A 25,366-nucleotide genomic window follows, 5' to 3' on the forward strand; every position below is an offset into this window, starting at 1 on the left:
TTTTACTCATTATTATGCTTTATGATTCTTACTCAACATTATTCGTAGCATCCATGATACTTTCTTTCGGAACGTTGATGTAACTGTTCGGAACTTCTCCGACAATTACAGCTTCCGCTACCAGGATGGTACTCTGAACATTGATATTATTGATGGAAAAAGGTGCCAGCACCCTGGCCTGACTGTCCATTTCAAGAAACACTTTATATTTGGTCTGATTGATCCCTGTGCTCTCAAATTCCGTTTTAAAGTTGACTTTGGACATGCCGATGGGCAGAACCTTTAATTCTATGTAAGGCCCGATTTGGGACAAAATTTGGCTTCCCAGGATGCTTCCCATAGGTACACTTACCGTCATCGGATCCGTCACTTTATATTTGCCCTGCACCTTCTGGGTGAGACCGGTAGCCAGCTGATTCATTGCAAGGGTATTGGACTGTACAAAAGATATATTACCCTCATTATCCGTTTTTATCGTCAATAAATCGAGAACACCGGCATCTGATACAAATTGATCATGTACCGCTTCATTCACAATCTGGGTAATCATTGCTTTCACTTTTACTTCTGCGATTGCTGCCATATTGGGTTTTACAATTTTTTCAGTAAAAACCATACTGTAAATGGACATGACAATAAGCAGTATGAGACATACGAACCACTTGCCATTTTTCTGCTTGTCTTTGTATTTTCTGCGCCTCATGAAAAAACCCCCAAGTAATATCAGGATATGACACTTGGGAGCTATTTGTTCCATCCGCTATGAAATTTTTATCATACAAGAAATTTTCTTTAGTTGATTTTCCTATTTCATACTTTCTTACATTTCTAGCTTGCTAAGTTCTTCCATGAACTTTCCGTTCAGGATCTTAATATGAGTACCTTTCATACCTAAGGATCTGGATTCTATAACACCGGCACTTTCCAGTTTTCTCAAAGCATTCACTATGACGGAGCGGGTGATTCCTGAACGATCCGCAATCTTGCTTGCCACCAAAAGTCCTTCGTTTCCTTTGAGTTCCGTGAAGATTTGCTGTACGGCCTCGATTTCCGAATAGGACAAAGTACCGATTGCCATTTGAACAACAGCTCTTTTTCTTGCATCCTCTTCTATTTCCAAAGTTTTTCTTCTCTGTATTTCTAGTCCTACTACGGTAGCACCATATTCACCCAAAACTAAATCTTCATCACAAAATTCCGGCTTATACCTGGTCAGGATCAAAGTTCCCAGCCTTTGTCCGCCTCCGAGAATCGGAATAATGGTATGCAATTTATCATAAGTATCGTAATCATATTTAAAAATTTCCAAAGCTTCTTCTGCTTTCAAATTCGCTTCCGTTTCCACTACTTTCAGCAGTGCTTCATTGTATTCATTGGGAAATTTTTCACTTCCTGTTTCAGGATCCGTAATGGTTGAGCTGTCAGATTTTATTTTATAATGAACGCCGATTACCTTTCCTCTTCTGTTTGCAATATACACGTTTGCATCCATCAAATCACTTAAAATTCCACATAAGTCATTAAATGAAAATACACCGGATGCACTTTCCTGCAAAACCCAGTTTAATTTCCTTACCTTTGAAAGTATGTCCTTCCCCATATCTATCCTCCATCCTGCATTTATCTTTGTAATTCTTAATTTATTTATCCGAACGTCAATATTATATATTAATTATTTGTCTTGTAAAACATATTTTTTTGATATTTCAAAAAATTTTCTTATTTTGGCACAATTCAAATCAAATTTTTCCTTTTGATCATGAAATATTCAGGCACAGGAATCGATTTCCTGTGCCTTGATAATGAAATTACAATATATATTTATCGATGTCATCAGCATGAATTCGATCTATAAATTTATCTTTCACATATTCTTCATCTATGATGATTTCATCCTGGTCCATTTCCGGGATATTGAAGGAGATATCCTCCAACAGTTTTTCCATTACCGTATGGAGTCGTCTGGCACCGATATTTTCCTGCTGCTCATTGGTGAGGAAGGCCATGGTAGCGATTTCCTCCACTGCATCATCGGTAAAGGTAACCTTAATCCCTTCCGTCTCAAGCAACATTTTATGCTGCTTGATCAGTGCGTTCTCCGGCACGGTAAGAATTTGAATAAAAGCTTCCTTCGTTAGATTTTCCAGCTCCACACGGATGGGGAATCTACCCTGAAGCTCCGGAATTAGATCCGTCGGCTTTGAAATATGGAATGCTCCGGCACCGATAAACAATACATGGTCTGTTTTCACAGGACCGTATTTTGTATTGATGACACTGCCTTCTACGATAGGTAGAATGTCTCTTTGAACTCCTTCTCTGGACACATCCGCCCCGGAACGGTATCCTGATCCGGAAGCAATTTTATCTATTTCATCAATAAAGATGATGCCGTTTTGTTCGGCATTTTCCAAAGCTTCCACTGTTACCTGATCCATATCGATGAGGTTTTGCGCCTCTTGTTCTCTCAGGATCTTTCTGGCATCTTTTACTCTGACTTTCTTCTTTTTCTTTTTTTGCGGCATCATATCACCGAATATATTTCCGATGCTGATGCTCATGGCTTCATTGCCTAAATCCAGGTTATTTCCCTTTGGACTTTCGTTAACTTCAATCTCAATAAATTGTTCTTCCAAAAGACCGTCTTTCAGCTGCTGTCTCACCTGCTCTCTTGCCAGCTCAACATCTGCCTTTTCATTGATGCCTTCATCCTTTTGATCCAGCTTCGGCTGCTGATTTTGATTTACCTGAAAGCCTCCGCCCAATATAAAATCAAAGGGGCCTCTGACGCCGCCGGAGTTTTGAGGCGCTTTTTTCTTGCCGGGGATGATGGCTTCGATAATTTTTTCCTCTGCAATCTCCTCTGCAATGAAATACTTCTCCTGCAACCTTTTCTGCTTTGTAATGCGGATGGAAGCTTCCACAAGATCCCGGACCATGGAATCCACATCTCTTCCGACATAACCCACTTCGGTGAACTTTGTGGCTTCAACCTTAACAAAAGGCGCGTCCATCAGTTTGGCCAGACGCCTCGCTATTTCGGTTTTTCCTACACCGGTAGGACCCATCATCAAAATATTCTTAGGCGTTACTTCCTCTCTCATTTCCTCAGGAAGCAGACTTCTTCGGTATCTGTTTCGCAGTGCGACTGCTACCGATTTTTTTGCACTGTCTTGTCCAATAATATATTTGTCAAGCTCCTTTACGATCTCTTTTGGAGTCATACTGTACAATGTACTCATTTTCCATTCCCCCCTACAGCTTTTCAACGGAAATATTGTCATTTGTATAAACACAAATAGAAGAAGCAATATTCAATGCCTCTCTGACAATTTCTTCCGCACTCATGTCCGTATGTTTAAACAGCGCGTTGGCAGCTGCGTAAGCATAATTTCCGCCGGAGCCGATGGCAATAAAATCCTCGTCCGGTTCGATGACTTCCCCATTGCCTGAAATGAGCAGAAGACTTTCTTTATCTGCTGCAACCATCAGGGCTTCCAGATTTCTCATAGCTCTATCTGATCTCCAGGTTTGGGCCAGTGCAACCGCTGCTCTTTTCAAATTTCCGGCATGCTCTTCCAATTTTTTTTCAAATTTTTCAGTTAACGTAAAAGCATCCGAAACGGAGCCGGCAAATCCTGTAATTACACTATTTTTATAGATTTTTCTTACTTTCTTCGCTTTCTGCTTCATGATGGTTTTTTCACCCATGGTGACCTGGCCATCTCCCCCTATGCAGATGTCATTCTCACTCCGTCTAACAGCTACAATTGTAGTAGCATGGAATTGTCCCATTTAAATTACCTCCCTTAAAAAAACTGCTAATTTATTCTTTATACCCACATTCTGCATTGGAACACAGGTAACTTGTGGTTTTTGTCTTTTTTTCCATTAGTAATGAATTACAATTCGGGCATTTTTTATCAACCGGCTTATTCCAGTATAACTGATTGCATTCCGGGAATCCGCTGCAGCCATAAAAGACCCTTCCTTTTTTACTTTTCCTCGCCACGATATCCTTGCCGCAATTGGGACATTTGACATCAATTTTACTGATAATGGGCTTTGTGTTCTTACAGTCAGGATAACCGGAACAGGCAAGAAATTCGCCAAATCTGCCATGTTTGATCGCCATCTGCTTACCGCACACTTCACAGATTTCATCCGTGAGTTCATCCTCAATGGTCACCTTTTCGATAGCCGAATCAGCTACTTCCAGTTCCTTTTCAAGCACGCCGTAAAAATCATGGATAATGTCTTTCCAATCGATATTTTTAACTTCCACATCGTCCAATTTATCTTCCAGCGCTGCCGTAAAGCCTGCGTCTACAATTTCATGGAAGTAGGTCTCCATTAGATCGGTAACGATAAAGCCAAGCTCCGTGGGTTTCAGCATTTTTTTCTCTCTGGTTATATATTTTCTTTCAATCAAAGTTGCAATAATCGGTGCATAGGTACTCGGTCTGCCAATATTCTTGTCCTCAAGATCCTTTACCAGCGCGGCTTCACTAAATCTGGAAGGAGGCTGTGTGAAGTTTTGTTCACTGAGTATATCCACCAATTTCAGCCGATCATTTTCTGTCAGCTGAGGCAGCATTTTCTCTTCGTCTTCCTCACTGGTGTTGTTATAGATTTTCAGATAGCCGTCAAACTTCAGTTTGGAGCCTGTTGCCCGAAACAGGTAATCCGAATTGACAATATCGGCACTGACACTGTCATAGACGGCCGGCGACATACGGCTGGCCACAAATCTCGACCAGATAAGCCGATACAGCATATATTGATCCTTCGTCAGGGAATCCTTGATCTCATCCGGATGTAAAGTTACAATACTGGGTCGTATAGCTTCATGAGCATCCTGCACATCCTTCTTTTTATTTGAAAAGCTGTTGTTGCCTAAATAGGCATCTGAAAAGTTTTCTTTGATGTATTCTGTTACAGCTGTTTGCGCTTCATCAGAGACTCTGACGGAATCCGTTCTGATATAGGTAACAAGACCCACAATTCCATGGCCCTTGATTTCAATTCCTTCATAAAGCTGCTGAGCAACCAGCATCGTTTTCTTTGTATAGAAATTAAGCTTATTGGATGCTTCCTGCTGCAGACTGCTGGTAGTAAAGGGCGCGTTGGGTTTTTTCGTTCGTTCTTTTTCCTCTACCCTCTTTACCATAAAACCATTTTGGTCCAGTGCAGCTAAAATCTTATCTGCTTCTTCCTTGTTCGATATAGTTATTTTCTTTCCCTTATGTTCAATCAATTTTGCAGTAAAGTGCTTTTTCTTTTCCTTAGTTTTATTATCATCTGTCAGAACAGCTGAAATATTCCAGTATTCCTTAGGTTCAAATTCTAAAATGATCTTTTCTCTGTCGCAGATTATTTTTAATGCTGCGGATTGCACTCTTCCTGCGCTCAAGCCTCTGCGGATTTTTCTCCACAGCAAAGGACTGATCTTATACCCTACCAATCTATCCAATACCCTTCGGGCCTGCTGCGCATCCACAAGTTTTTTGTCGATGGCCCTTGGCTTTTTTACAGCATTCTGAATAGCCCCTTTGGTTATTTCATTAAAAACAATCCTGCAAGGTTCTTTTTCATCGATACCCAATAAATAAGCAATGTGCCAGGATATGGCCTCCCCTTCTCGGTCAGGGTCCGTTGCGAGATATACTTTGCCCGCATCTTTTGCCTCCTTCTTCATTGCTTTGATAATATCGCCCTTCCCTCTGATAGAAATATATTCAGGCTCAAAATTATTCTCAATGTTAATCCCAAGTTTACTTTTAGGCAGATCTCTAATGTGACCCACAGAAGCAACGACCTTATACTTGCTCCCAAGAAATTTACCAATGGTTTTTGCTTTTGACGGGGATTCTACAATCACTAGATTTTTATCGGCCATTTTGTAGCCTCCTTTTGTTTTGTTATTACAAGAACAGATTATATTTCCAAAATATTTATTTTGCAATAAAAATTTTTCCTAAGGCGGTTTGAATCACACCTTTCATTTCCAAAATTGTTACCAAAGCATTGATTTCCGAGGGTGCTCTACCTGTTTTTCTACAGAGCTCATCCGTCGTGATTTCCCCTTGACAGAACACGGCTTCATAGATCCTTTTCTCGTCCATGCCAAGCTTTTCTTTAAGTTTTTCTGTATGAAACCTCTTTGGGATTCCAAGATCCTCTATAATGTCATCAAAAATGATGAGTGGAGTCGCACCGTCTTTTATCAGTTTGTTGGCTCCGAAACTGTACATACTATTTATATTCCCTGGTAAGGCATAAATATTCCTGCCTTGTTCCGCTGCATATTCCGCAGTAATTAACGAACCGCTGCTTAATCCGGCTTCTACAACAACCGTTCCAATGGAAATACCGCTAATGATCCGATTCCTCATGGGAAACCGATATGGCAGCGGATTGGTGCCCGGCTCATATTCAGATAAAAGAAGACCGTTCTCTGCAATTTGATCCATTAGCCTTTTATTGGATGCAGGATAACAGATGTCCACGCCGCAGCCTAAAACAGCAATGGTTTTCCCATTGGTTTCCAAAGCTCCTCTATGGGCGCACGAATCTATGCCTGCTGCCATGCCGCTGACCACTGCAATCTGGTATTCCGACAATTTCTTTGCCAGTCCGTAGGCTGCCCATTTTCCATAGGGCGTGGCTTTTCTGGACCCCACCACAGCGATAGCCCTTTGATTCAGCAAAGAGACATCTCCTCTGCAATATAAGGCAGGCGGAGGATTCTCGATATGTTTCAAAATTTCAGGATATTCCTTGTCTGTTACAATAATCTTTTTTATGTCAAGCATCACGCAATTTACAACCCCCTGAACATTTTATCCAGACTGCGGTACTGAATGGCTTCTGCAATATGGTTTTGCCCGATATTCTGTTTTTCTTCCATGTCGGCTATGGTTCTTGCCAGTCTGATAATTTTATGGTATGCCCTGGCACTTAAAGACAGTTTCTTATATGCAATCTCCAGCAGCGCTTTTGATTCCTTATCCATGGCGCAATATTTCTTCATAAGCCTGGCAGTAAGCTGCGAATTATAGGAGATTTCTTCGTTTTTATATCTTTCCAGCTGTATCTTTCTGGCTGTCTCGACTTCTAGTCTCATACGTCCGGAATCTTTTACGGAGGCACCTGAAAAACAGGTATGATCGCCTCCTGAACCTCCGCGATAATCTCCATCCGAGCAGCCTGCATAAGATCCATCCGAGCAGTCTGACAAATCCTGATACGGTACCGGCATAATTTCGATATGCATATCCATTCTGTCCAGCAGCGGCCCTGACAGTTTAGAAAGATATTGTCTAATCTGCTGTATGCTGCAGGTGCATTCGTGTGTCGGATCTCCATAAAATCCGCAGGGGCAGGGATTCATACTGGCAAGCAGCATAATTTTAGAAGGGTAGGTAACGGTTCCTTTTACACGAGAAATAGTGACTTGTTCATCCTCTAAGGGCTGTCTCAGCATTTCCAGTACAGATCTATTGAACTCCGGCAGTTCATCTAAAAACAGGACACCAAAATGGGCCAGGGAAACCTCTCCCGGCTTCGGATGGCTGCCTCCTCCCACTAATGCGGCAGCAGAAATGGTGTGGTGCGGAGAACGGAATGGTCTTTCCGTAATCAACGGTTTCTTTTCTGAAAGCTCTCCTGCGATACTATAGATTTTCGTAACTTCCAGCTTTTCTTCATAAGTGAGGCTTGGAAGAATTCCGGGGACTCTTCGCGCCATCATGGTTTTTCCTGCTCCCGGAGGACCGATCAACAATACATTATGAGAGGCCGCCGCTGCAATTTGCAGTGCCCTTTTAACCGTTTCCTGACCTGCCACATCCGCAAAATCAGTCTCCGGATTTTGTTGGATTTCTATTGCGCTTTGATGATTCTCATAGGGAAAAATCCTGTTTCTGGTCATCATATGTTCCAAGATTTCTTTTAAATGTGTTACCGGATACAGGCAAATGTCGCCAATGACAGAAGCTTCTTTTGCATTGGAAGCCGGAAGGATTACTTTTTTGATTCCATGTTTACGCAGGCCCATTACCAGAGGCAGTGCTCCGTTAATTCGATTGACACTGCCGTCCAGTGATAATTCTCCGAGAAAAGCGTACTCTTTCATTTTTTCTTCTTTAATATATCCCATTGATATCATGACGCCCATGGCAATGGGCAGATCAAAATGGGTGCCTTCTTTTTTGGTTGCTGCAGGCGCCAGATTGATGGTAATCCTTTTGGCAGGAAAATGATAGCCGGAATTCAGGATGGCAGTTCTGATCCTTTCCTTTGCTTCCCTGACGGAAAGATCGGGAAGTCCCACTACGGTAAAGGCAGGCAGACCCGGTGAAAGATCGGTTTCCACAGTGACAACTTCCGAAGAAAGTCCTTGCAATACGCCGGTTTTTACTTGTGAATACATAATTTTCTACCTCATTTTCCAAGAGACTCTAAAGGATATTCTTCAGATGACGGATATAAGCTTGTCCGCCTTTTACAAGGATCTCGATAGAATCAATTCTGATTTCCTGATTAAAGCTATGATGAAGCATATTATAGTAGGCAGCTGTTTTTAGGATGTGCTGTTTTTTCGTATAATTGATAGCTTCGCAGGGCAATCCGTAATCTACTCTCTTTCTGGATTTTACTTCGATAAATACCTGAACGGATCCATCCCTGGCAATAATATCAATTTCACCTGCCCTGCATCTGAAATTCCTTCCCAGAATCTCATAACCTCTATTCTTTAAATACTTTACCGCTACCTCTTCTCCCCAATATCCAAACAACATCTGCAAAACCCCTTTTATTTAATATATTACATATTATTACATTTTTATATTAATTTGTCAATCATTTCCTGAGCGGCTTACACGGAGTTACACCGCGGCTTATACATTAGCGCAGCGGTAAAGTAAAAGCCAGCTAACGGCATCCTCCGTATCAGCTGGCTCATATCTTTTTATTCTGGGATTTATTGTACGATATCCTGTTACTCTACAATATCCAAAAATTCCTGGTTATATTTTCGAACATACTTCATATTGCAGGAATCCCCGTGTCCCGGGTAAATGTGAATATCATTGCTCCATTTGTCGATGATATTCCGGATGGTATTTTCCATTTCGGCAGGTGACCCGTCGCTTAAATCCGTTCTGCCCAAATCGACGTTAAATATGGTGTCACCTGTAAAAGCGAGCTTGCTTTCCTCTGAATAGTAACATACGCTGCCCATTGTATGGCCCGGCGTATGAATAACCTTGATTTCCTCCTGATCCAGCATAATTGTATCTCCATGCTCCAGCATAACCTCCACCGGCCTTTTATATTCGTCACAATCCGCTCTGTGAAGATACAGCGGACAGCCCGTTTCTGCCTTGATCTTTTCCACACCGCCCACATGATCATAATGATGATGCGTCAAAAGAATCCCCTTTATAGACAGGTCCAGGTCCTTTACTGTCTCCAAAAATTTTTCGCCTTGATAACCAGGGTCTATGATATAACAGGCTCCTCCCTTTTCATGAAAGATGATGTATCCATTGCTTTCAAGATTTCCGCCGATCAATCGCTTTATTTTCATCATTACTTTGCTCCCCTTCATCTCTGTTTTTGATATTGATTTGTAATTCTGCCCTATTATTTTAGCCTATTTTATCAATAATAACAAATACATATTGCTTTCAATTAAAATAGTGGTACAATATTGTTTATTATCATTATACATATCCAAAAGAAGGGAAGCAAAATGAAAGTCGCAATCGTTGGTGCAGGTAAGTTAGGCATTAAAATTACGGAAGCACTCCTTGGCGGAGACCATTCTGTTTTAATTATAGATAAAAATGAAGCATTATTGCAGAAATTAGGATCGCAAATGGATCTTATGACCGTGGCAGGCAATGCAAAACAAATCAGCCTGCTGGAGAATATTGGTATCGATTCCTATGACTTTTTGATTTCGGCTACCAATTCAGATGAAAAAAATATTGTCATTTGTTCCTTTGCAAAAAAACTGGGCTGCAAAAAGGTTATCGCGCGAGTTCGTGACCCTGAGCATATGAATCAGCTTGACTTTATTAAAGATACCATGGACATCGATTATATTGTCAACCCGGATCTGTCCATCACCATTGAAATCTATAAATTCTTGGTGGAAAAGTACACTTTGAGCAATGGTATTTTTTCCAGCGGTAAAATATCTCTTATTGAATTTCTTTCAGACAAAATGCCTGAATTAATTGACAAAAAGATTAGTGAGATAACAGGTATCCTGATAAATATGCTGGTGGTTGCCATCTCCAGGAACGGCAAGGTTATCATTCCTAAAAAGGATACTGTTATTATAAAAGAAGATATTTTATATGTAGTGGGTGCAAAGAATCCCATCATGAAACTCAATGCCAAGGTTCATGAGAAAGGTAAATATACAAATCTGCAAAAGGTAATGATTATTGGCGGCGGTAAAACGGGCCTTTACCTGGCACAGAAGCTTTCTGAATTTGGCGTTTCCGTCAAAATCATTGAAAAAGAAAAAGCACGCTGCCAATATCTGTCGGCCCATCTTGATGATGTTCTTGTTTTGTATGGGGATGCTACGGATTTAAATCTTCTTGAAGAAGAAAACATTGATGAAATGGATGCGGTGGTAACAGCCACCGGCTTTGACGAAGAAAACCTGCTCTTGGCATTGATGGCAAAGAAGCATGGCATTGAAGACGTCATTGCTAAGGTGAGCAGAGAAAGCTATGCCAGTCTGATAGAAAGCATGGGCATTGATATGGCCTTGAACCCATTGGATATGACTGCAAGCCACATCCTCAGGTTTATACAGGGATCTAAGCGCGTTATTTCCTCTCAGCTTATACAAGGGCAGGCAGAAGTCATAGAAATTATCGCAGATGAACATATGAAACTGACAGGAAAGCCTATCAGTCATTTAGACTTGCCTGACGGTGCCATTATCGCTGCGATTCACCGCGGCACGGATGTGGTCATGCCAAACGAAAGCACCGAGATTGAAAATAATGACCGTGTGATTATAATTTGTCTTCTTTCCGATATTCCCGTATTGGAAAAACTTCTTCGGTCAGGCAGAACCGGCTTCTTTAAATAGAAGGAGAATACGAAATCATGATTCTGAATCATAGAGCTATTGCAAAACTTGCTGGAATCATTATCACCATGCTGGGTATTTTAATGCTTCCTTCATGGATTGTCTCTTTAATTTATAAGGAATTTGATGCTGTCAATGCCTTTACGGCTGTGATCATTCCCTTGATTCTGTTAGGATCGTTTATATCCTTCAAGATAAAAGTGGATTCCGATCATTTAAAGGTTCGGGACGGTTTTGCCATCGTATTTTTATGCTGGATGCTTGCCTCTTTTTTTGGTTCTCTTCCATTCATCATTTCCGGCTATATTCCCAATTTTTTTGATGCTTTTTTTGAAACTGCTTCCGGCTTTACAACTACCGGAAGCACCATTCTTACGGATATCGAAAAATTGCCGAAAGGTCTTCTTTTTTGGCGTTCCTTTACCCACTGGCTTGGCGGAATGGGTATTCTTGTATTTGCAATTGCACTTCTTCCTGCGTTGGGAATCGGCGGTCAGAAGATTATCAAAGCAGAAACCACAGGCCCTATTTTCGGAAAAGTAACTTCCAGAATATCGGATAGTTCCAAGATCCTTTATCTAATATATATAGGTCTCAGCGTTATTGAGGTTATGTTGCTCATGCTGGGTGAAATGAGCCTCTATGACGCCTTGATTCATACCTTCGGATCTATTGGAACAGGCGGTTTTTCCAACTATAATGACAGTATAGCCCATTTTGACAGTGTCTATATCGACGTTGTTCTCTCCGTCTTTATGCTGTTGGCCGGAACCAATTTTACACTGTTCTATTTGGTACTCCGAGGGCACTGGCGGGACTTTTTCAAGGATAGCGAACTACGATTCTATTTTTTGATTGTCGTTTCGGCCATCTTGTTCATAACTTTTGATTTATGGATCAGAGAGATTTATACTTTCGGCGGTTCCATCAGGTATTCTCTCTTTCAAAGTATATCCATCCTGACCACAACAGGTTTTATGACGGCTGATTTTGATTTATGGCCTAGTTTCAGTAAAATGATCCTCTTTATCCTCATGTTTATCGGAGGATGTTCCTCCTCCACCAGCGGAGGAATGAAGGTTATCCGAATTTTAATATTGCTGAAAATGGTGAAAAGAGGGTTCGCTTTACGCTTGCATCCCAGAGCCGTTGTACCGGTAAAACTGGGAGGAAAAGTCATATCTGCAAACACGGTTTCTGCCGTTACCAGTTTTTCCATTGCCTATTTCGGGCTTTTTTTCCTTGGAATGATTCTGTTATCCCTGGACAATTTTGATTTGCTGACGACGGTCAGCGCAGTGGCTGCCTGTCTTGGGAATATCGGTCCGGGCTTTCATCTGGTAGGGCCTATTTTAAATTATAGCATTTTTTCCGACTTTGCTAAGCTGCTCTTAACGATACTAATGCTTGTAGGCCGTTTGGAATTATTTACTATAATTTTGCTGTTTACAAGACAATTCTGGAATCCGGATAAGTGAGGTTTGATTTATGTCCGCTTTTAATTATAAAGTTATCATTAAAGTACTCGGAGCCATTACAACGATCATCGGATTAACCATGATCCCTCCGCTTTTCGTTGCAATGATTTATCATGAGAATTTACTGGTGATTTCCTATTTAAAAACCATCATACCGTCGGTACTGACAGGGCTTATAATTATTTTCTGTGTGAAGCCCGGTTCCACCTCACTTAAAATAAGAGACGGCTATCTGATAGCAGGGCTCTGCTGGGTTGTGGCGTCAGCTATCGGTGCGTTTCCCTATTTGCTTTCAGGCGTTATGACCAATTTTATCGATGCGTTCTTTGAATCAGTATCAGGATTTACCACCACCGGATCCACCATCATCGTAGACTTGTCGGAAATTCCAAAATCCCTGCAATTTTGGCGTTCCTTCTGTCATTGGCTTGGCGGCATGGGTATTCTGATTTTAGCCATATCACTGCTTCCTGCCCTGGGCATCGGAGGGTTGAAAATTGTCAGTGCCGAAGCGCCGGGCCCCACCATCGAAAAGATGTCTGCAAAAATAACAGATTCTGCTAAAATCTTATATATCATGTATATATCCTTTACTCTGATTGAGATTCTATTATTGTGTCTGGGCGGATTAAATTTATTCGATGCGATGATCCATACCTTCGGAAGTATGGGAACAGGAGGGCTCTCCAACTACAGCAATGGCGTGGCGCATTTTGACAGTATTTATGTTGAGTTTATCATTATCGTATTCAGTGTTTTTGCCTCTATTAATTTTGTTCTGTATCACCATATCCTCCAGGGAAGATGGCGTGATTTCTGGAGAGATCCTGAGCTAAGAACATTTTTAATTATACTTGGAGTTTCTATTTTACTGATTGCACTGAACCTTAGATTAACAAATACGTATCCTAATATTGGAAATTCTCTGCGTTATTCCTTTTTTCAGGCGACATCCTTTATAACCACTTCGGGATTTGCTACAACGGATTATACCTTATGGCCAAGCTTCACCCAAATAGTTTTGTTTTGCCTCATGTTCATCGGCGGCTGCTCCGCATCAACCTGCGGTTCCATAAAAGTAATCCGTATTATGATTTTATTTAAGCTTTTTATCAGAGGATTATATAAAAGGCTTCATCCAAATGCCGTAGTCCCTGTCAAGCTGGGAGGAAAAATCATTTCTTCCGAAACCGTTTCCAGAGTAAGTTCCTTTACCATTTTATTTTTTACACTCTTTGTCATTAGCTCCTTGGTGGTTTCCCTTGAGAATTATGACCTGATCACTACCATAAGCGCTGCAGCAAGCTCTTTATCAAACACAGGTATGGGGTTGGGTCTAGTAGGCCCTGCTGGGACTTTCAGTATATTTTCTGAGCCAACGAGACTATATTTATCTTTTATTATGATTGCCGGTCGTTTGGAATTATTTACCATAATCATGATGCTGACACCATCTTTTTGGAAATCAAGCTAAAAAAAGATAGACTTCCATGAGAAATATTTATTATAAAAAAGGGTAATCTAAATTTAGTAGTGGAAATCTACAAATACAAGTTTTGTGATTTCTTGTATCAATTCGCCATCAATTTATTTCACAAAATTAGGCGAACTAGGATTGGATAATTCTTTTTTATGTTAGGAGGCAAATCATTATGCGTGTAAAAGATTTAATGGCAACTTCTGTCACTTGTGTACGTCCGGATACCTCAGTTATGCAGGTCGCAAAACAAATGAAACAGGAAAATATCGGATCTGTTCCGGTTTGTAACGATCGTGGTGAGGCCCTTGGTATTATTACTGACAGAGATATCGTCATCCGATCTGTATCGGATGAAAATAATCCTAAAACAGCAAAAGATATTATGACGACAAATCTTATTTATGCAAATCCGAATATGGATACGCACGAGGCGGCTCTGTTGTTGGCAAAATATCAAGTACGACGGCTACCCGTTGTGGAAAACAATAAAATTGTAGGAATGTTGGCCATGGCTGACATCGCTCGCAAACCAATTTATGTGGATGAAGCAGGAGATGCATTGTCGGCCATCTCGAAGCCAAGCACCATCAGTTAAGAAAAAATCCCGGTTTCAAACACCGGGATTTTCTATTTCTTTAGGATCAGCAACGGTAAAATTGATTTCTTTATCCTGTAAATCAACAGAATGTACTTTGATCAATACATGATCTCCCAATGCATAAATATGATTGGTTCTGCGACCGATCAGACGATATTTTGATGCCTCATAGTCATAAAAGTCATCGTTCAAATATTCCACTCTTACCATACCTTCTATGGTATTGCCTATTTCAACAAAAAATCCGAAATTTGCAACACCGCTGATAATTCCCTCATGAACCTCTCCTACGTGGTAAGACATATATTCGGCTTTTTTCATCTTCTCTACTTCCCGTTCCAGCTCCTGAGCCAGCCGTTCCGTTGCAGAGGAGGTTAAAGCTGCATTTTCTGTTTTTTTCTTATAATTTTTAACTCTTTTAACATCTAAACCACTTGTAAGAACCTCTTTGATGATTCTGTGAATGATCAAATCAGGATAACGCCTGATAGGAGAAGTAAAGTGACAATAATATTTAACACCCAACCCAAAATGTCCTTCACATTCCGTACCATAAAATGCTTTTTTCATGGAGCGGAGCATTACCGTATTGACGACGTGTTCCTCAGGTTTCCCCTCTACACTGCTCAAAATTTCATTTAAAGCCTTCGGATGGATATTTTCAGGATTTCCTTTCAATATCAGGCCAAAGCTTTGTATAAACTTTTTAAATACTTCGATTTTTTCCAGCGAAGGAGATTCATGAATACGATAGACAAAAGGAATTTCCATCCAAAAGAAATGTTCTGCTATCGTTTCATTAGCAATCAGCATAAATTCTTCAATGATTCGATTCGCGACTCTTCTTTCGGCGGTCTCCACGCTTATTGGGATTCCCTCTTCGTTTAATTTTATATAAGCTTCATCAAAATCAAAATCCAGGCTACCGCGTGCTTCTCTTGCCTTTCTCAATATCTTAGCAAGTTTATCCATTGATAAGATATCCTCATAGATATCTTCATATTTGGATTTAAGATCCGCTGCATCGTTTTCCAACATATCGGATACATCGCCGTAAACCATCCGGGCTTTGGAATGTATAATGCTTTCATAAATATCGTGATTTACAACTTTACCTTTACTGTCGATTTCCATATCTACAGAAAGGGTCAGTCGGTCTACTTTTGGATTTAAGCTGCAGATCCCATTGGACAATGCTTCCGGAAGCATTGGGATTACCTGATCGATCAAATAGACGCTGTTTCCCCTTTTCAGAGCTTCTTTATCAAGTTGACTGCCTTCCTTTACGTAATGACTTACATCAGCTATATGAACACCTAAAAGAAAATTTCCGTTATCAAGCTTTTTAACGGAAACAGCATCATCCAAATCCTTGGCATCCGCTCCATCCATGGTAATGATCGTTTGGTCTCTCAGATCTCTTCTTCGAATGATTTCATCTTCCAAAATTTCCTGAGGGATTTTTTTAGCCTCGGAATTCACTTTGGCTGGGAATTCTTTTTTCAAATTGTATTGACGTATCAGACCTTTGATATCTCCTCCAGGCTCACCATTCCTGCTGATGATTTCTTCAATCTTTCCTTCAGCACTGTAGTTTTTATCCGGATATCTTTCAATTTTTACAACTACTTTATCTCCTTTTTCCGCACCATGAAAATCTTTTTTCATAACAAAAATATCATCATTGATTCTTTTATCATCCGGCACAACAAAACCAAATCTTTTGCTTTTTTCAAAGGTTCCTACGACTTCTGTTACAGATCGTTTCATGATTTCCTGAATAACGCCCTCTCTTGTTCGCTCTGTTTCCCAGGAAGGCAATAATTTCACAGAAACTAAATCACCGTTCATAGCATTCTTCATACCGGAGTGCGGAATAAAAATATCACCGTTTGTATCCGTTTCCGGAATCACAAATCCAAAACCTTTCTTATGTTTTGAAAGTGTTCCGATGATAATTTCAACTTTCGCTTCTTTGCCTTTTTTTCTTTTATTTACATGATCCATACTACCACCACTCATTCATTGATTGCGATAACACACAACTAAATTTTACCATATAGAGGGTATGAGGAACAAGTAATACGAAAATAATCCTTTTTACACCCTTTTTATGTAAAGAGCACAAAGGCCGTCCTCTGTGCTCATGGCTTTTATTGATTTGTGTTGTTGTCGATGCCAGGACCAGTCAAGTCTGTAATATCATTTACATTATTGTTATTATCCAGACCATCGTCATCGATACCATTGTTGTCGATGTCGCCGTCACGTTCATTTGGGCCATTGTTATTTGCACCATTGTCAGTTAACCCGTTATCATCATTATCCGTAATGTTATTATTCGGAGTATCCGGATCTATGATGTCATCATCGTTAGCGCAAGCAGCAAACATAAATAGCGTTAAAATCAATAAAAGCGCAATAATAATTTTTTTATTTTTCACTTTTTCATCTCCTCTCTTTCCACGATTATTATTTGCCAAATTAAAAATTTTACACAATATAAAAAAAGGAAAGTCCTTTTATAACCTTCCTTTTTTATACCTAAAAAAATTTTTAATTTTATTATGAATAATTTTTAATGTAGAAATTATCCAAGATTTTTAATTACATTTTCGATTTTATAACCATGTTCTTCCAGATTTTCCTCAATACTTTCCGTATTGATGGCATTGGTTCTGATTACCACATCGCTGCTTCCGCCGCTTCCGCGATAGACTGCAATATGTGATATGTTGGCATCAAAAGAGCGGAAAATTTCTGCGATATCCGCCAAGGCTCCCGGGACATCCGCGGCCTGAACCGTTATGCGGCTTCCGGCGTCCCGAAAACCAAGAAGATCAATGAAGGCGTCAAAGATATCACTTTCCGTAATAATGCCTACCAGCTTATTGTTTTTTACAACTGCCAGAGTGCTGATCTTGTTTTCGCGCATCATGACGGCAGCTTCTTCCAGTAAAGCGTCAGGAGAGATGGCAATGACATCTTTGGTCATGGCATCACTGACTCTCATTTTCGACAATAGATAATTTAACTCATAAATGCTTAACGTAGTTGCTTTGGTTGGAGAAACCTTTTCCAAATCTCCATGAGTGAGAATTCCAACAATCTTTTCACCGTCTACAACAGGAACTCTTTTCAGGTTTTTTTCCCGCATTAATTCAATTACTTCGTTGATCGGCGCGTCAAAAGCTATGGTGTAGGGATTCGCAGTCATTTTGTTTTTCACATACATACTATTCTCCTCCTAAATAAGCTTTCTGAATCTCATTACTCCTTGCAAGTTCTTCTCCGGTTCCACTGATTACAATGGAACCTGTTTCGATAACGTAAGCTCTATGGGCGATGGAAAGGGCCATACTGGCGTTCTGTTCCACCAATAGAATTGTTGTACCTGTTTGATTAATATCTTTTATGATTTTAAATATTTCTCTTACCAGTAATGGTGCAAGTCCCATGGATGGTTCATCCATCAGCAGAATTCTGGGTCTTGACATTAAGGCCCGGCCCATAGCCAGCATCTGCTGTTCACCGCCGGACAGCGTTCCGGCCAGCTGCTTTTTACGATTTCCCAAGATAGGAAACCGTTCATAAACCATTTCCATATCCTTCTTGATCTCTGACTTGTCTTTTCTTAAAAAGGCGCCCAGTTCAAGATTTTCCAATACACTCATGGCTGGGAAAATACGTCTGCCCTCAGGTACCTGAGAGATCCCCATTTCAACACGCTGAGGTGCCGACAGAGCTGTAATATTTTTGCCCTCCAGCAGGATTTCTCCGCTGGTTGCTTTGTTTAACCCTGAGATGGTTCTGAGAGTCGTGGTTTTTCCGGCGCCGTTTGCCCCGATCAAGGTTACAATTTCACCGGCATTTACTGTCAGTGATATATCTTTGAGAGCATGGATAACTCCATAGTGGACATTAAGATTTTTTATTTCAAGCATTGTTAACATCCTCCCCCAAATAGGCCTCGATTACCTTTTTATTTGCTCTGATTTCTTCAGGCCTGCCGGATGCAATGAGCATACCGTAATCCAATACATAGATTCTCTCACAAATTTTCATAACAAGAGACATATCATGTTCAATCAGCAGGATAGTGAGATCAAATTCTTTTCTGATCCATCCGATGATATCTGTTAGAGCTTTTGTTTCCTGGGGGTTCATCCCTGCAGCAGGCTCATCAAGCAGAAGCAGTGACGGCTTTGTTGCAAGGGCTCGAACGATTTCCAAATGGCGCTGCTCTCCATAAGGCAGGTTTTTTGCCAGTTCATTTTTTTTATGTGATAAATGAAAAATGTCCAGAAGCCTTTCCGCTTCTGCTCTCAATTCATCTTCTTCATTATGAAATTTATCCAAATGCAAGAAAGCGGACGATAAACCATATCTGACATTTTGATGCATGGCAATTCTTACATTGTCAAGTACGGTAAGGTCCTTGAAAAGCCGGATATTCTGAAAGGTTCTGGCTAAGCCTTCCTTCGTTACGTTATAAGGCTTCAAGCCTCCCAGTTCTTTAATCTTTCCATCCCGGTCAAGCTTTATACTTCCCGAAGTCGGAACATATACTCCTGTTAAAAGATTGAACAGAGTGGTTTTTCCAGCACCGTTGGGACCAATCAGTCCTACAAGCTCTCCCTTTTCAATATGCATACTTACATTGGACACTGCTGTAAGTCCTCCGAAGGACTTTGTTAATTTGTCAACTGAAAGCAATGACATGATAGGTTCCCTCCTTTACTCTATTCTCTCATCTTTTTTTCTAAATTTAAATAAATCCGTTATTTCTTTCGTACCCATAATTCCCTGGGGTCTGAAAATCATAATCAGTACCAGTAATGCCGCATAAAGAATCATTCGAATTGCAGTAAAGGATTGCAGGAATGTAGTCAATACAGCCAATACGATGGCGGCTATTACGGATCCTGTTAAGCTTCCCATTCCTCCTAGAACAACGATTACTAAAATATCGATGGATTTTAAGAATCCAAAAAGATCCGGTTTTAAAAAGTAAAAGTAAGAAGCATAGAGGGCACCGGCAACACCTGCAAAAAATGCTCCGATGGCAAAAGCCATTACTTTATATTTTGTCGTATTGATTCCCATGGATTCGGCTGCGATTTCATCTTCACGGATAGAAATGCAAGCACGCCCATGGGAGGATTTAATAAAGTTATTGATCAGCAATATGGTTGCGATGGTGAAAAAGCACAGCCAGAACCAATTTGTATTTCTGGGAATGCCATTCAATCCCGCTGCCCCATTGGTAATTTCCAAATTTAGAAATACAACACGAATGATTTCTGCCATTCCCAGTGTAGCGATGGCCAGATAATCTCCGCGAAGCCGTAAGGTTGGAATACCGATCAGAATACCCACTATGGTAGCTGCAACAGCACCACCCAGAATTCCCAGAAGGAAACCAAGAGTTGTATTCATCTCCATGGTAATAATGGCGCAAACATAGGCGCCGATAGACATGAATCCTGCATGCCCCAGAGAAAACTGTCCGGTAAATCCGGTTACCAGGTTCAAACTCACTGCCAGGATAATGTTGATGCAAATCATAGCAATGGTGATTTCGTAAAAACTATTAATAATGCGTGCATTGATCAAAAGCTGCACAACGGCAAAGGTTAATAAAATTGAACCCAGAATGTATAAATTCTTTTTTGTTAATGCTCTCATCTATTACACCTTCTCTCTTGTGTTCTTGCCGAGAAGTCCAGCCGGCTTCAGAATCAGTATGAGAATCAGGAAAGCAAATACGGCAGCATCCCTGTACATGGAGTTCCCGTAACCAGAAACCAAAGTCTCCATAATGCCGATGGAAAGTCCGCCGATCATGGCTCCTGGAATGCTTCCGATACCACCGAATACGGCGGCTACAAAGGCCTTTAATCCTGGCATAATACCCATGAGGGGGTCAATGGAATTATAGTATATTCCTACTAAAACACCTGCCGCTCCGGCAAAGGCAGAGCCGATCGCAAAAGTATAGGATATGGTCTGGTCAACCTTGATACCCATCAATTGGGCAGCATCTTTGTCAATGGAAACAGCACGCATGGCTTTTCCGGTTTTTGTTTTATGTACAATAAACTGAAGCAGGATCATCAGTGCGATAGCAGTTGCAACTATATACACCTGCTGCATATTGATTCTTACGTCACCCAGAAGTATGACTTTGTCCGATAACAGCTTAGGATAGGATCGTACTTCCGCTCCTACAAAGAACATCATAACATATTCCAATAATAAAGAAACACCGATGGCAGTGATCAGTACCGCAATTCTTGATGAATTACGCAACGGTTTATAGGCAATCTTTTCAACTACCACACCTAAAACAGCACAGGAAACCATGGAAATAATAAGCGCCGGAAAAAAGCCGAGATTCGCATAAGTGGTAGCCGCAAATCCTATGTAAGCACCTATCATATACACGTCTCCGTGGGCAAAATTGATAAGTTTAATAATTCCGTATACCATGGTATATCCAAGTGCAATCAAAGCATAAATACTGCCTAAAGAAATACCATTTACCATTTGTTGTATAAATTGGTCCAAGGCTTTGCACCTCCACATAATAGATTAAATAAAATATTAATTGAAAACGTGAAAAAGTTCCCGTTCAAAACAATTAAGTTAGAGCGTTTTGCCCTAACTTAATTATTATATCTTTCTTTTTGTAAATAGTCAATGCTAATGACAAGCACCGCCTTCCGCCAAAATCAGCCAAAATATGACCAGGTACCTCGACGTACTTTCAAATTTTGAGGGCAAGCGCTCTGCCGTAATTGTCAGCGCCTATTTAGGGTCTACTTTAACACTTGTTGCCTGTACGCCATCTTTTAAACCAATTACTACGATGGACTTTACAGGATTGTGGTCCTTACCCATGCTGAAGGTTCCGGTAACTCCGGCAAAGTTTTCAGTATTGGCAAGAGCATCTTTAATAGCAGCTGGGTCAGCTGAACCGGCACGCTGGATTGCGTCTGCAATATACTTTCCAAGGTCATATCCAAGTGCATGGAAGGCATTTGGTTCGGAGCCATATTTTTCTTTATAAGCTGCGATAAAATCCTGTACCATTGGATCTTCATCCTGGGATGAATAATGGTTGGAGAAATATACATCGTTCAGAGCGGCAGCTCCGGCCAGTTCTAACAGGACTGGGGAGTCAAAACCGTCAGCTCCAAGAATCGGAGCGGTAATTCCAAGATCACGAGCCTGTTTGATAACAAGACCGGCTTCCTGATAATATCCAGGCAGGAAGATAACATCGAATTCCTGTCCCTTGATCTTTGTCAGAATTGCGTTAAAATCCTTATCCTTTGTTACATAGCCTTCTTTAGCTACGATAGTTCCGCCGGAAGCTTCGAAAGTAGAGATGAAGTTCTTGGCAAGGCCTTCCGCGTAATCACTGGATTTATCCTGAATGATAACGGCTTTTTTCGCACTCAGATTCTGAGAAGCAAAGTTAGCCATGGTAACACCCTGGAAGGAGTCGTTGAAGCAAAGACGGAAAACATATTCATTTACATTTCCTTTTGCATCGGTTGTTACGCCCTCATCAGCAGTTGCAGATGCGGAGATGATAGGAATGGAATTGCCCATAGCCACAGGAATCGTAGCCATAAAGTTTCCGGAAGTAGCAGGTCCCAGACAAGCAACTACGCCTTCCTGAGTCATCAGTCTTGTTGCTACGGAAGTTGCTTCAGCAGCATCGGACTTATTGTCGATCTTTACAGGAACGATCTTCATTCCGTTGATACCGCCGGCTTCATTGATTTCATCAAAGGCCATCATGATACCGTCAACGGAAGCCTCACCATAGGAAGCAACCCCGCCTGACAATTCATAGTTTATACCAATTTTTACTTCTGTCGCAGCATCTCCTTCGTCGGTAGTTCCGCCGCCGCAGCCGGCAAAGGAACCAACAACCAGTACTAGTGCGAGCAATAAAATAAGTACTTTTTTCATTTTGTAAAATACACCACCCTTTATATTATTTACGTTTCTTAATATTAATCTCTTTTTCTGTTCTTGTCAACAAGATTAATAATATTCTGTTGTGTACTCAAAACAAATAATTTTTTTATGTGATTAAAACAAATGCCCCCGAAAAATCGGGGGCGTAATTTGTGTGGTTGATACAAATTGAATGTTTATGCATAGCGGGTTATTAAGCTGTCCTTTTAATTCGTTATCTGTTGTTTTCTACATTATGCCGCCCACAGCAAGAAACACCGGGGCAAATACTACTGCTACGATTGTCATAAGTTTAATTAAAATATTAATAGATGGACCGGAAGTATCCTTAAACGGATCTCCTACGGTATCCCCTACTACAGCAGCTTTATGGGACTCACTGCCCTTGCCGCCAAAATTTCCTTCTTCGATATGTTTTTTTGCATTATCCCAGGCTCCGCCGGCATTAGCCATCATAATAGCTAACAATACGCCGGATGCCAACGCTCCAGCCAGCATTCCGCCAAGGGCTTCTGTACCCATAATGAAACCTACAGCAAGAGGTGCTATGATTGCAAGCAAACCTGGTGCCATCATTTCTTTCAAGGCAGCCTTTGTACTGATATCTACGCATCTTGCATAATCCGGTCTGGATGTTCCTGACATAATACCGGAATCAGCTCTGAATTGTCTTCTTACTTCTTCAATCATCTGATAAGCTGCTTTTCCTACGGAATTCATAGTCAGCGCAGAGAACAGGAACGGAAGCATCGCTCCGATAAAGAGACCTGCGATTACCAGCGGATTGAGCAAGCTGATTGCAGAAAGTCCGGCAACCTGTGAATAAGAAGCAAATAAAGCTAATGCAGTCAATGCAGCTGATCCAATGGCAAATCCTTTTCCGATAGCGGCAGTTGTGTTTCCTACAGAATCCAACTTATCCGTTATGGTTCTCACTTCGTGAGGAAGTTCAGACATTTCTGCGATTCCTCCGGCATTATCAGAAACCGGTCCGTAAGCGTCTACCGCAACTACCATACCGGTAGTGGAAAGCATTCCAACTGCGGCCAGAGCGATACCGTATAAACCGGCAAAAGCATTTGCGATCAGGATTCCAAGCGCTATCATAATAATCGGCCAAACTGTGGAAAGCATTCCAACACCAAAACCACTGATAATAGTAGTTGCGGGGCCTGTTTGACACTGTTCGGCTATTTTCTTTACGGATTTATAATCGCCGGAAGTGTAAATTTCTGTTATTTTTCCTATTGAAACACCAACCAGAAGCCCCGCTACGATGGCAATGGCACTGTTGAAATTTCCGAAGAAGCTTTTGCTCAGGATAAACGAACAGACGATTACAACAGCACTGCTGATATAAGTACCGGCATTTAGAGCGGATGCCGGGTTTGTATTATCATTTCCTCTTACAAACATGATCCCGATTATGGAAGCGATGATTCCAATTGCGGAAAGAACTAGAGGAAAGACCGAGCCTTCCAATGGAGGTAAAGTAAATTCACCGCCAAAAGCCGGCTTAATAACAGGTATGATCACCGCCAAGGTAATGGCAGAGATGATAGAACCTACATAAGATTCAAATAAATCGGACCCCATTCCGGCAACGTCTCCTACATTGTCACCTACATTATCAGCGATAACCGCCGGATTTCTAGGGTCATCCTCAGGGATTCCTGCTTCAACTTTTCCAACCAAATCGGCACCTACGTCTGCGGCTTTCGTGTAAATACCGCCGCCTACACGACCAAATAGAGCCATTGATGAAGCGCCAAGACCAAATCCTGTAATAACAGAAGCCGAATCAACACCCATTATTACAAAAACTCCCCCCACACCCAGGAGACCGAGTCCTACAACACAAAGTCCCATAACAGCGCCGCTTCTGAAGGCAACCTTAAGTGCCTGATTCATTCCACCAATTTTAGCGGCATTTGCTGTTCTCACATTACCCTTTGTGGCAACTCGCATTCCGAAATAACCTGCAAGTACTGAGAAAAGTGCACCGAATACATAAAGTACTGCGGTTGTCCAACTAATTCCAAATCCGAGAATCAGAAACAGGATCAGTATTACTACTGCCATTGTTTTATACTCTCTCCTTAGAAATGCCATGGCACCTTCCCGTATAAAACCTGCGATTTCTTTCATTCTATCCGTACCCTCGTCCACTTTATTGATCCACGAAGATAAGCCATATGCAAAAATCAATGCAATGATGGCTGCAACAGGTGCGGAGATAGCTAATACATTCATTCTTGTAATTCCTCCCTTTCACTACAACAAGATTAAGAGGTGTCCGACACCTCTTAAAATGAAACATAGTTTATTCAATTAACAATAAAATCAATTTTTCGCTATTCAATCGCAACTAGTATTAACGAACATAATATGAAGACGATTGCACCTACAGTGCTTACTTTACTAAGTATTGCTTCATAACCTTTACTTTTCTTTTTACCGAAAAGCTGCTCTGCTCCTCCACCGATGGACCCGGATAGACCAGCACTATTACCAGACTGCAGCAGGATACTGGCTATTAATACCAGACTCGCTATAGCAAGTAATATCATCAGGAATATTTTCAATTTTGCACCTCCTACTAAGATTAACGGTTATAGGGTATCATATCCGTTATAAAAAATCAATGTTTTATAACGCAACCGTAGAAAATTTTTCAAATTCAGAAAAAT

At 40.9% G+C, this 25,366-nt stretch carries 23 protein-coding genes; 4 read left to right on the forward strand and 19 right to left on the reverse strand.

Annotated features, from left to right (window positions below):
* Window positions 1–28: 28 nt before the first annotated feature.
* The 9 genes from yunB to KCX82_RS20635 form a co-directional block, all read right to left on the reverse strand.
* Window positions 29–703, reverse strand: coding sequence for a sporulation protein YunB (yunB, locus tag KCX82_RS20595; protein ID WP_227020349.1), 675 nt, complete (start codon window positions 701–703; stop codon window positions 29–31).
* A 117-nt stretch (window positions 704–820) separates the two neighbouring features.
* The gene (gene codY / locus KCX82_RS20600) at window positions 821–1,600 is read right to left on the reverse strand and encodes a GTP-sensing pleiotropic transcriptional regulator CodY (RefSeq protein WP_227020350.1); all 780 of its coding nucleotides are present in this window, start codon (window positions 1,598–1,600) and stop codon (window positions 821–823) included.
* A gap of 208 nt (window positions 1,601–1,808) precedes the next feature.
* Window positions 1,809–3,242 carry an ATP-dependent protease ATPase subunit HslU gene (hslU, locus tag KCX82_RS20605; protein WP_227020351.1) on the reverse strand — a complete coding sequence of 478 codons (1,434 nt, stop codon included), beginning with the start codon at window positions 3,240–3,242 and terminating at the stop codon, window positions 1,809–1,811.
* Window positions 3,243–3,255: 13 nt separating this feature from the next.
* A complete protein-coding gene (gene hslV, locus KCX82_RS20610; protein ID WP_227020352.1) occupies window positions 3,256–3,795 on the reverse strand; it encodes an ATP-dependent protease subunit HslV in 540 nt (179 codons plus the stop codon).
* A gap of 31 nt (window positions 3,796–3,826) precedes the next feature.
* Window positions 3,827–5,899 carry a type I DNA topoisomerase gene (gene topA, locus KCX82_RS20615; RefSeq protein ID WP_227020353.1) on the reverse strand — a complete coding sequence of 691 codons (2,073 nt, stop codon included), beginning with the start codon at window positions 5,897–5,899 and terminating at the stop codon, window positions 3,827–3,829.
* Window positions 5,900–5,954: 55 nt separating this feature from the next.
* Window positions 5,955–6,815, reverse strand: a complete 861-nt coding sequence (dprA, locus tag KCX82_RS20620; RefSeq protein WP_227020354.1) for a DNA-processing protein DprA — start codon at window positions 6,813–6,815, stop codon at window positions 5,955–5,957.
* Between the two features lie 8 nt (window positions 6,816–6,823).
* The gene (locus KCX82_RS20625; RefSeq protein WP_227020355.1) at window positions 6,824–8,434 is read right to left on the reverse strand and encodes a YifB family Mg chelatase-like AAA ATPase; all 1,611 of its coding nucleotides are present in this window, start codon (window positions 8,432–8,434) and stop codon (window positions 6,824–6,826) included.
* A 28-nt stretch (window positions 8,435–8,462) separates the two neighbouring features.
* A complete protein-coding gene (locus KCX82_RS20630; RefSeq protein WP_227020356.1) occupies window positions 8,463–8,804 on the reverse strand; it encodes a YraN family protein in 342 nt (113 codons plus the stop codon).
* Between the two features lie 200 nt (window positions 8,805–9,004).
* On the reverse strand, window positions 9,005–9,598 hold the full coding sequence (locus KCX82_RS20635; protein ID WP_227020357.1) for an MBL fold metallo-hydrolase: 594 nt from the start codon (window positions 9,596–9,598) through the stop codon (window positions 9,005–9,007).
* A 162-nt stretch (window positions 9,599–9,760) separates the two neighbouring features.
* On the opposite strand from KCX82_RS20635, the gene trkA reads away from it, so the two are divergent.
* The 4 genes from trkA (at window position 9,761) to KCX82_RS20655 (ending at window position 14,678) form a co-directional block, all read left to right on the forward strand.
* Window positions 9,761–11,125, forward strand: a complete 1,365-nt coding sequence (gene trkA, locus KCX82_RS20640; protein WP_227020358.1) for a Trk system potassium transporter TrkA — start codon at window positions 9,761–9,763, stop codon at window positions 11,123–11,125.
* A 17-nt stretch (window positions 11,126–11,142) separates the two neighbouring features.
* Window positions 11,143–12,603, forward strand: a complete 1,461-nt coding sequence (locus tag KCX82_RS20645; RefSeq protein ID WP_227020359.1) for a TrkH family potassium uptake protein — start codon at window positions 11,143–11,145, stop codon at window positions 12,601–12,603.
* A gap of 10 nt (window positions 12,604–12,613) precedes the next feature.
* Entirely contained in the window at window positions 12,614–14,077 is a 1,464-nt protein-coding gene (locus KCX82_RS20650) for a TrkH family potassium uptake protein (RefSeq protein WP_227020360.1), read from the forward strand.
* Between the two features lie 178 nt (window positions 14,078–14,255).
* A complete protein-coding gene (locus KCX82_RS20655) occupies window positions 14,256–14,678 on the forward strand; it encodes a CBS domain-containing protein (protein WP_227020361.1) in 423 nt (140 codons plus the stop codon).
* 15 nt (window positions 14,679–14,693) lie between these two features.
* On the opposite strand, the gene rnr is transcribed toward KCX82_RS20655, so the two are convergent.
* The 10 genes from rnr to secG form a co-directional block, all read right to left on the reverse strand.
* The gene (gene rnr / locus KCX82_RS20660; RefSeq protein WP_227020362.1) at window positions 14,694–16,703 is read right to left on the reverse strand and encodes a ribonuclease R; all 2,010 of its coding nucleotides are present in this window, start codon (window positions 16,701–16,703) and stop codon (window positions 14,694–14,696) included.
* Window positions 16,704–16,834: 131 nt separating this feature from the next.
* The gene (locus KCX82_RS20665) at window positions 16,835–17,125 is read right to left on the reverse strand and encodes a hypothetical protein (RefSeq protein ID WP_227020363.1); all 291 of its coding nucleotides are present in this window, start codon (window positions 17,123–17,125) and stop codon (window positions 16,835–16,837) included.
* A 146-nt stretch (window positions 17,126–17,271) separates the two neighbouring features.
* Window positions 17,272–17,916 (reverse strand): CBS and ACT domain-containing protein, encoded by a 645-nt coding sequence (locus KCX82_RS20670; RefSeq protein WP_227020364.1) that lies wholly within the window; start codon window positions 17,914–17,916, stop codon window positions 17,272–17,274.
* A gap of 1 nt (window position 17,917) precedes the next feature.
* On the reverse strand, window positions 17,918–18,625 hold the full coding sequence (locus KCX82_RS20675; protein WP_227020365.1) for an ABC transporter ATP-binding protein: 708 nt from the start codon (window positions 18,623–18,625) through the stop codon (window positions 17,918–17,920).
* A complete protein-coding gene (locus KCX82_RS20680) occupies window positions 18,618–19,403 on the reverse strand; it encodes an ABC transporter ATP-binding protein (RefSeq protein ID WP_227020366.1) in 786 nt (261 codons plus the stop codon). Before KCX82_RS20680 ends, KCX82_RS20675 begins: the two co-directional genes overlap by 8 nt.
* A gap of 15 nt (window positions 19,404–19,418) precedes the next feature.
* Entirely contained in the window at window positions 19,419–20,369 is a 951-nt protein-coding gene (locus KCX82_RS20685; protein ID WP_227020367.1) for a branched-chain amino acid ABC transporter permease, read from the reverse strand.
* A gap of 3 nt (window positions 20,370–20,372) precedes the next feature.
* Window positions 20,373–21,251 carry a branched-chain amino acid ABC transporter permease gene (locus KCX82_RS20690; protein WP_227020368.1) on the reverse strand — a complete coding sequence of 293 codons (879 nt, stop codon included), beginning with the start codon at window positions 21,249–21,251 and terminating at the stop codon, window positions 20,373–20,375.
* Between the two features lie 240 nt (window positions 21,252–21,491).
* Window positions 21,492–22,667: an ABC transporter substrate-binding protein gene (locus KCX82_RS20695; protein ID WP_227020369.1), complete on the reverse strand. Its 1,176-nt coding sequence runs from the start codon at window positions 22,665–22,667 to the stop codon at window positions 21,492–21,494.
* A 237-nt stretch (window positions 22,668–22,904) separates the two neighbouring features.
* Window positions 22,905–24,929: a sodium-translocating pyrophosphatase gene (locus tag KCX82_RS20700; RefSeq protein WP_227020370.1), complete on the reverse strand. Its 2,025-nt coding sequence runs from the start codon at window positions 24,927–24,929 to the stop codon at window positions 22,905–22,907.
* A gap of 101 nt (window positions 24,930–25,030) precedes the next feature.
* Window positions 25,031–25,261 carry a preprotein translocase subunit SecG gene (gene secG, locus KCX82_RS20705; RefSeq protein ID WP_227020371.1) on the reverse strand — a complete coding sequence of 77 codons (231 nt, stop codon included), beginning with the start codon at window positions 25,259–25,261 and terminating at the stop codon, window positions 25,031–25,033.
* Window positions 25,262–25,366: the final 105 nt, after the last annotated feature.

It is taken from the genome of Sinanaerobacter chloroacetimidivorans, assembly GCF_018128545.1.
GTDB classification, from domain to species: Bacteria; Bacillota; Clostridia; order Peptostreptococcales; family Anaerovoracaceae; genus Sinanaerobacter; species Sinanaerobacter chloroacetimidivorans.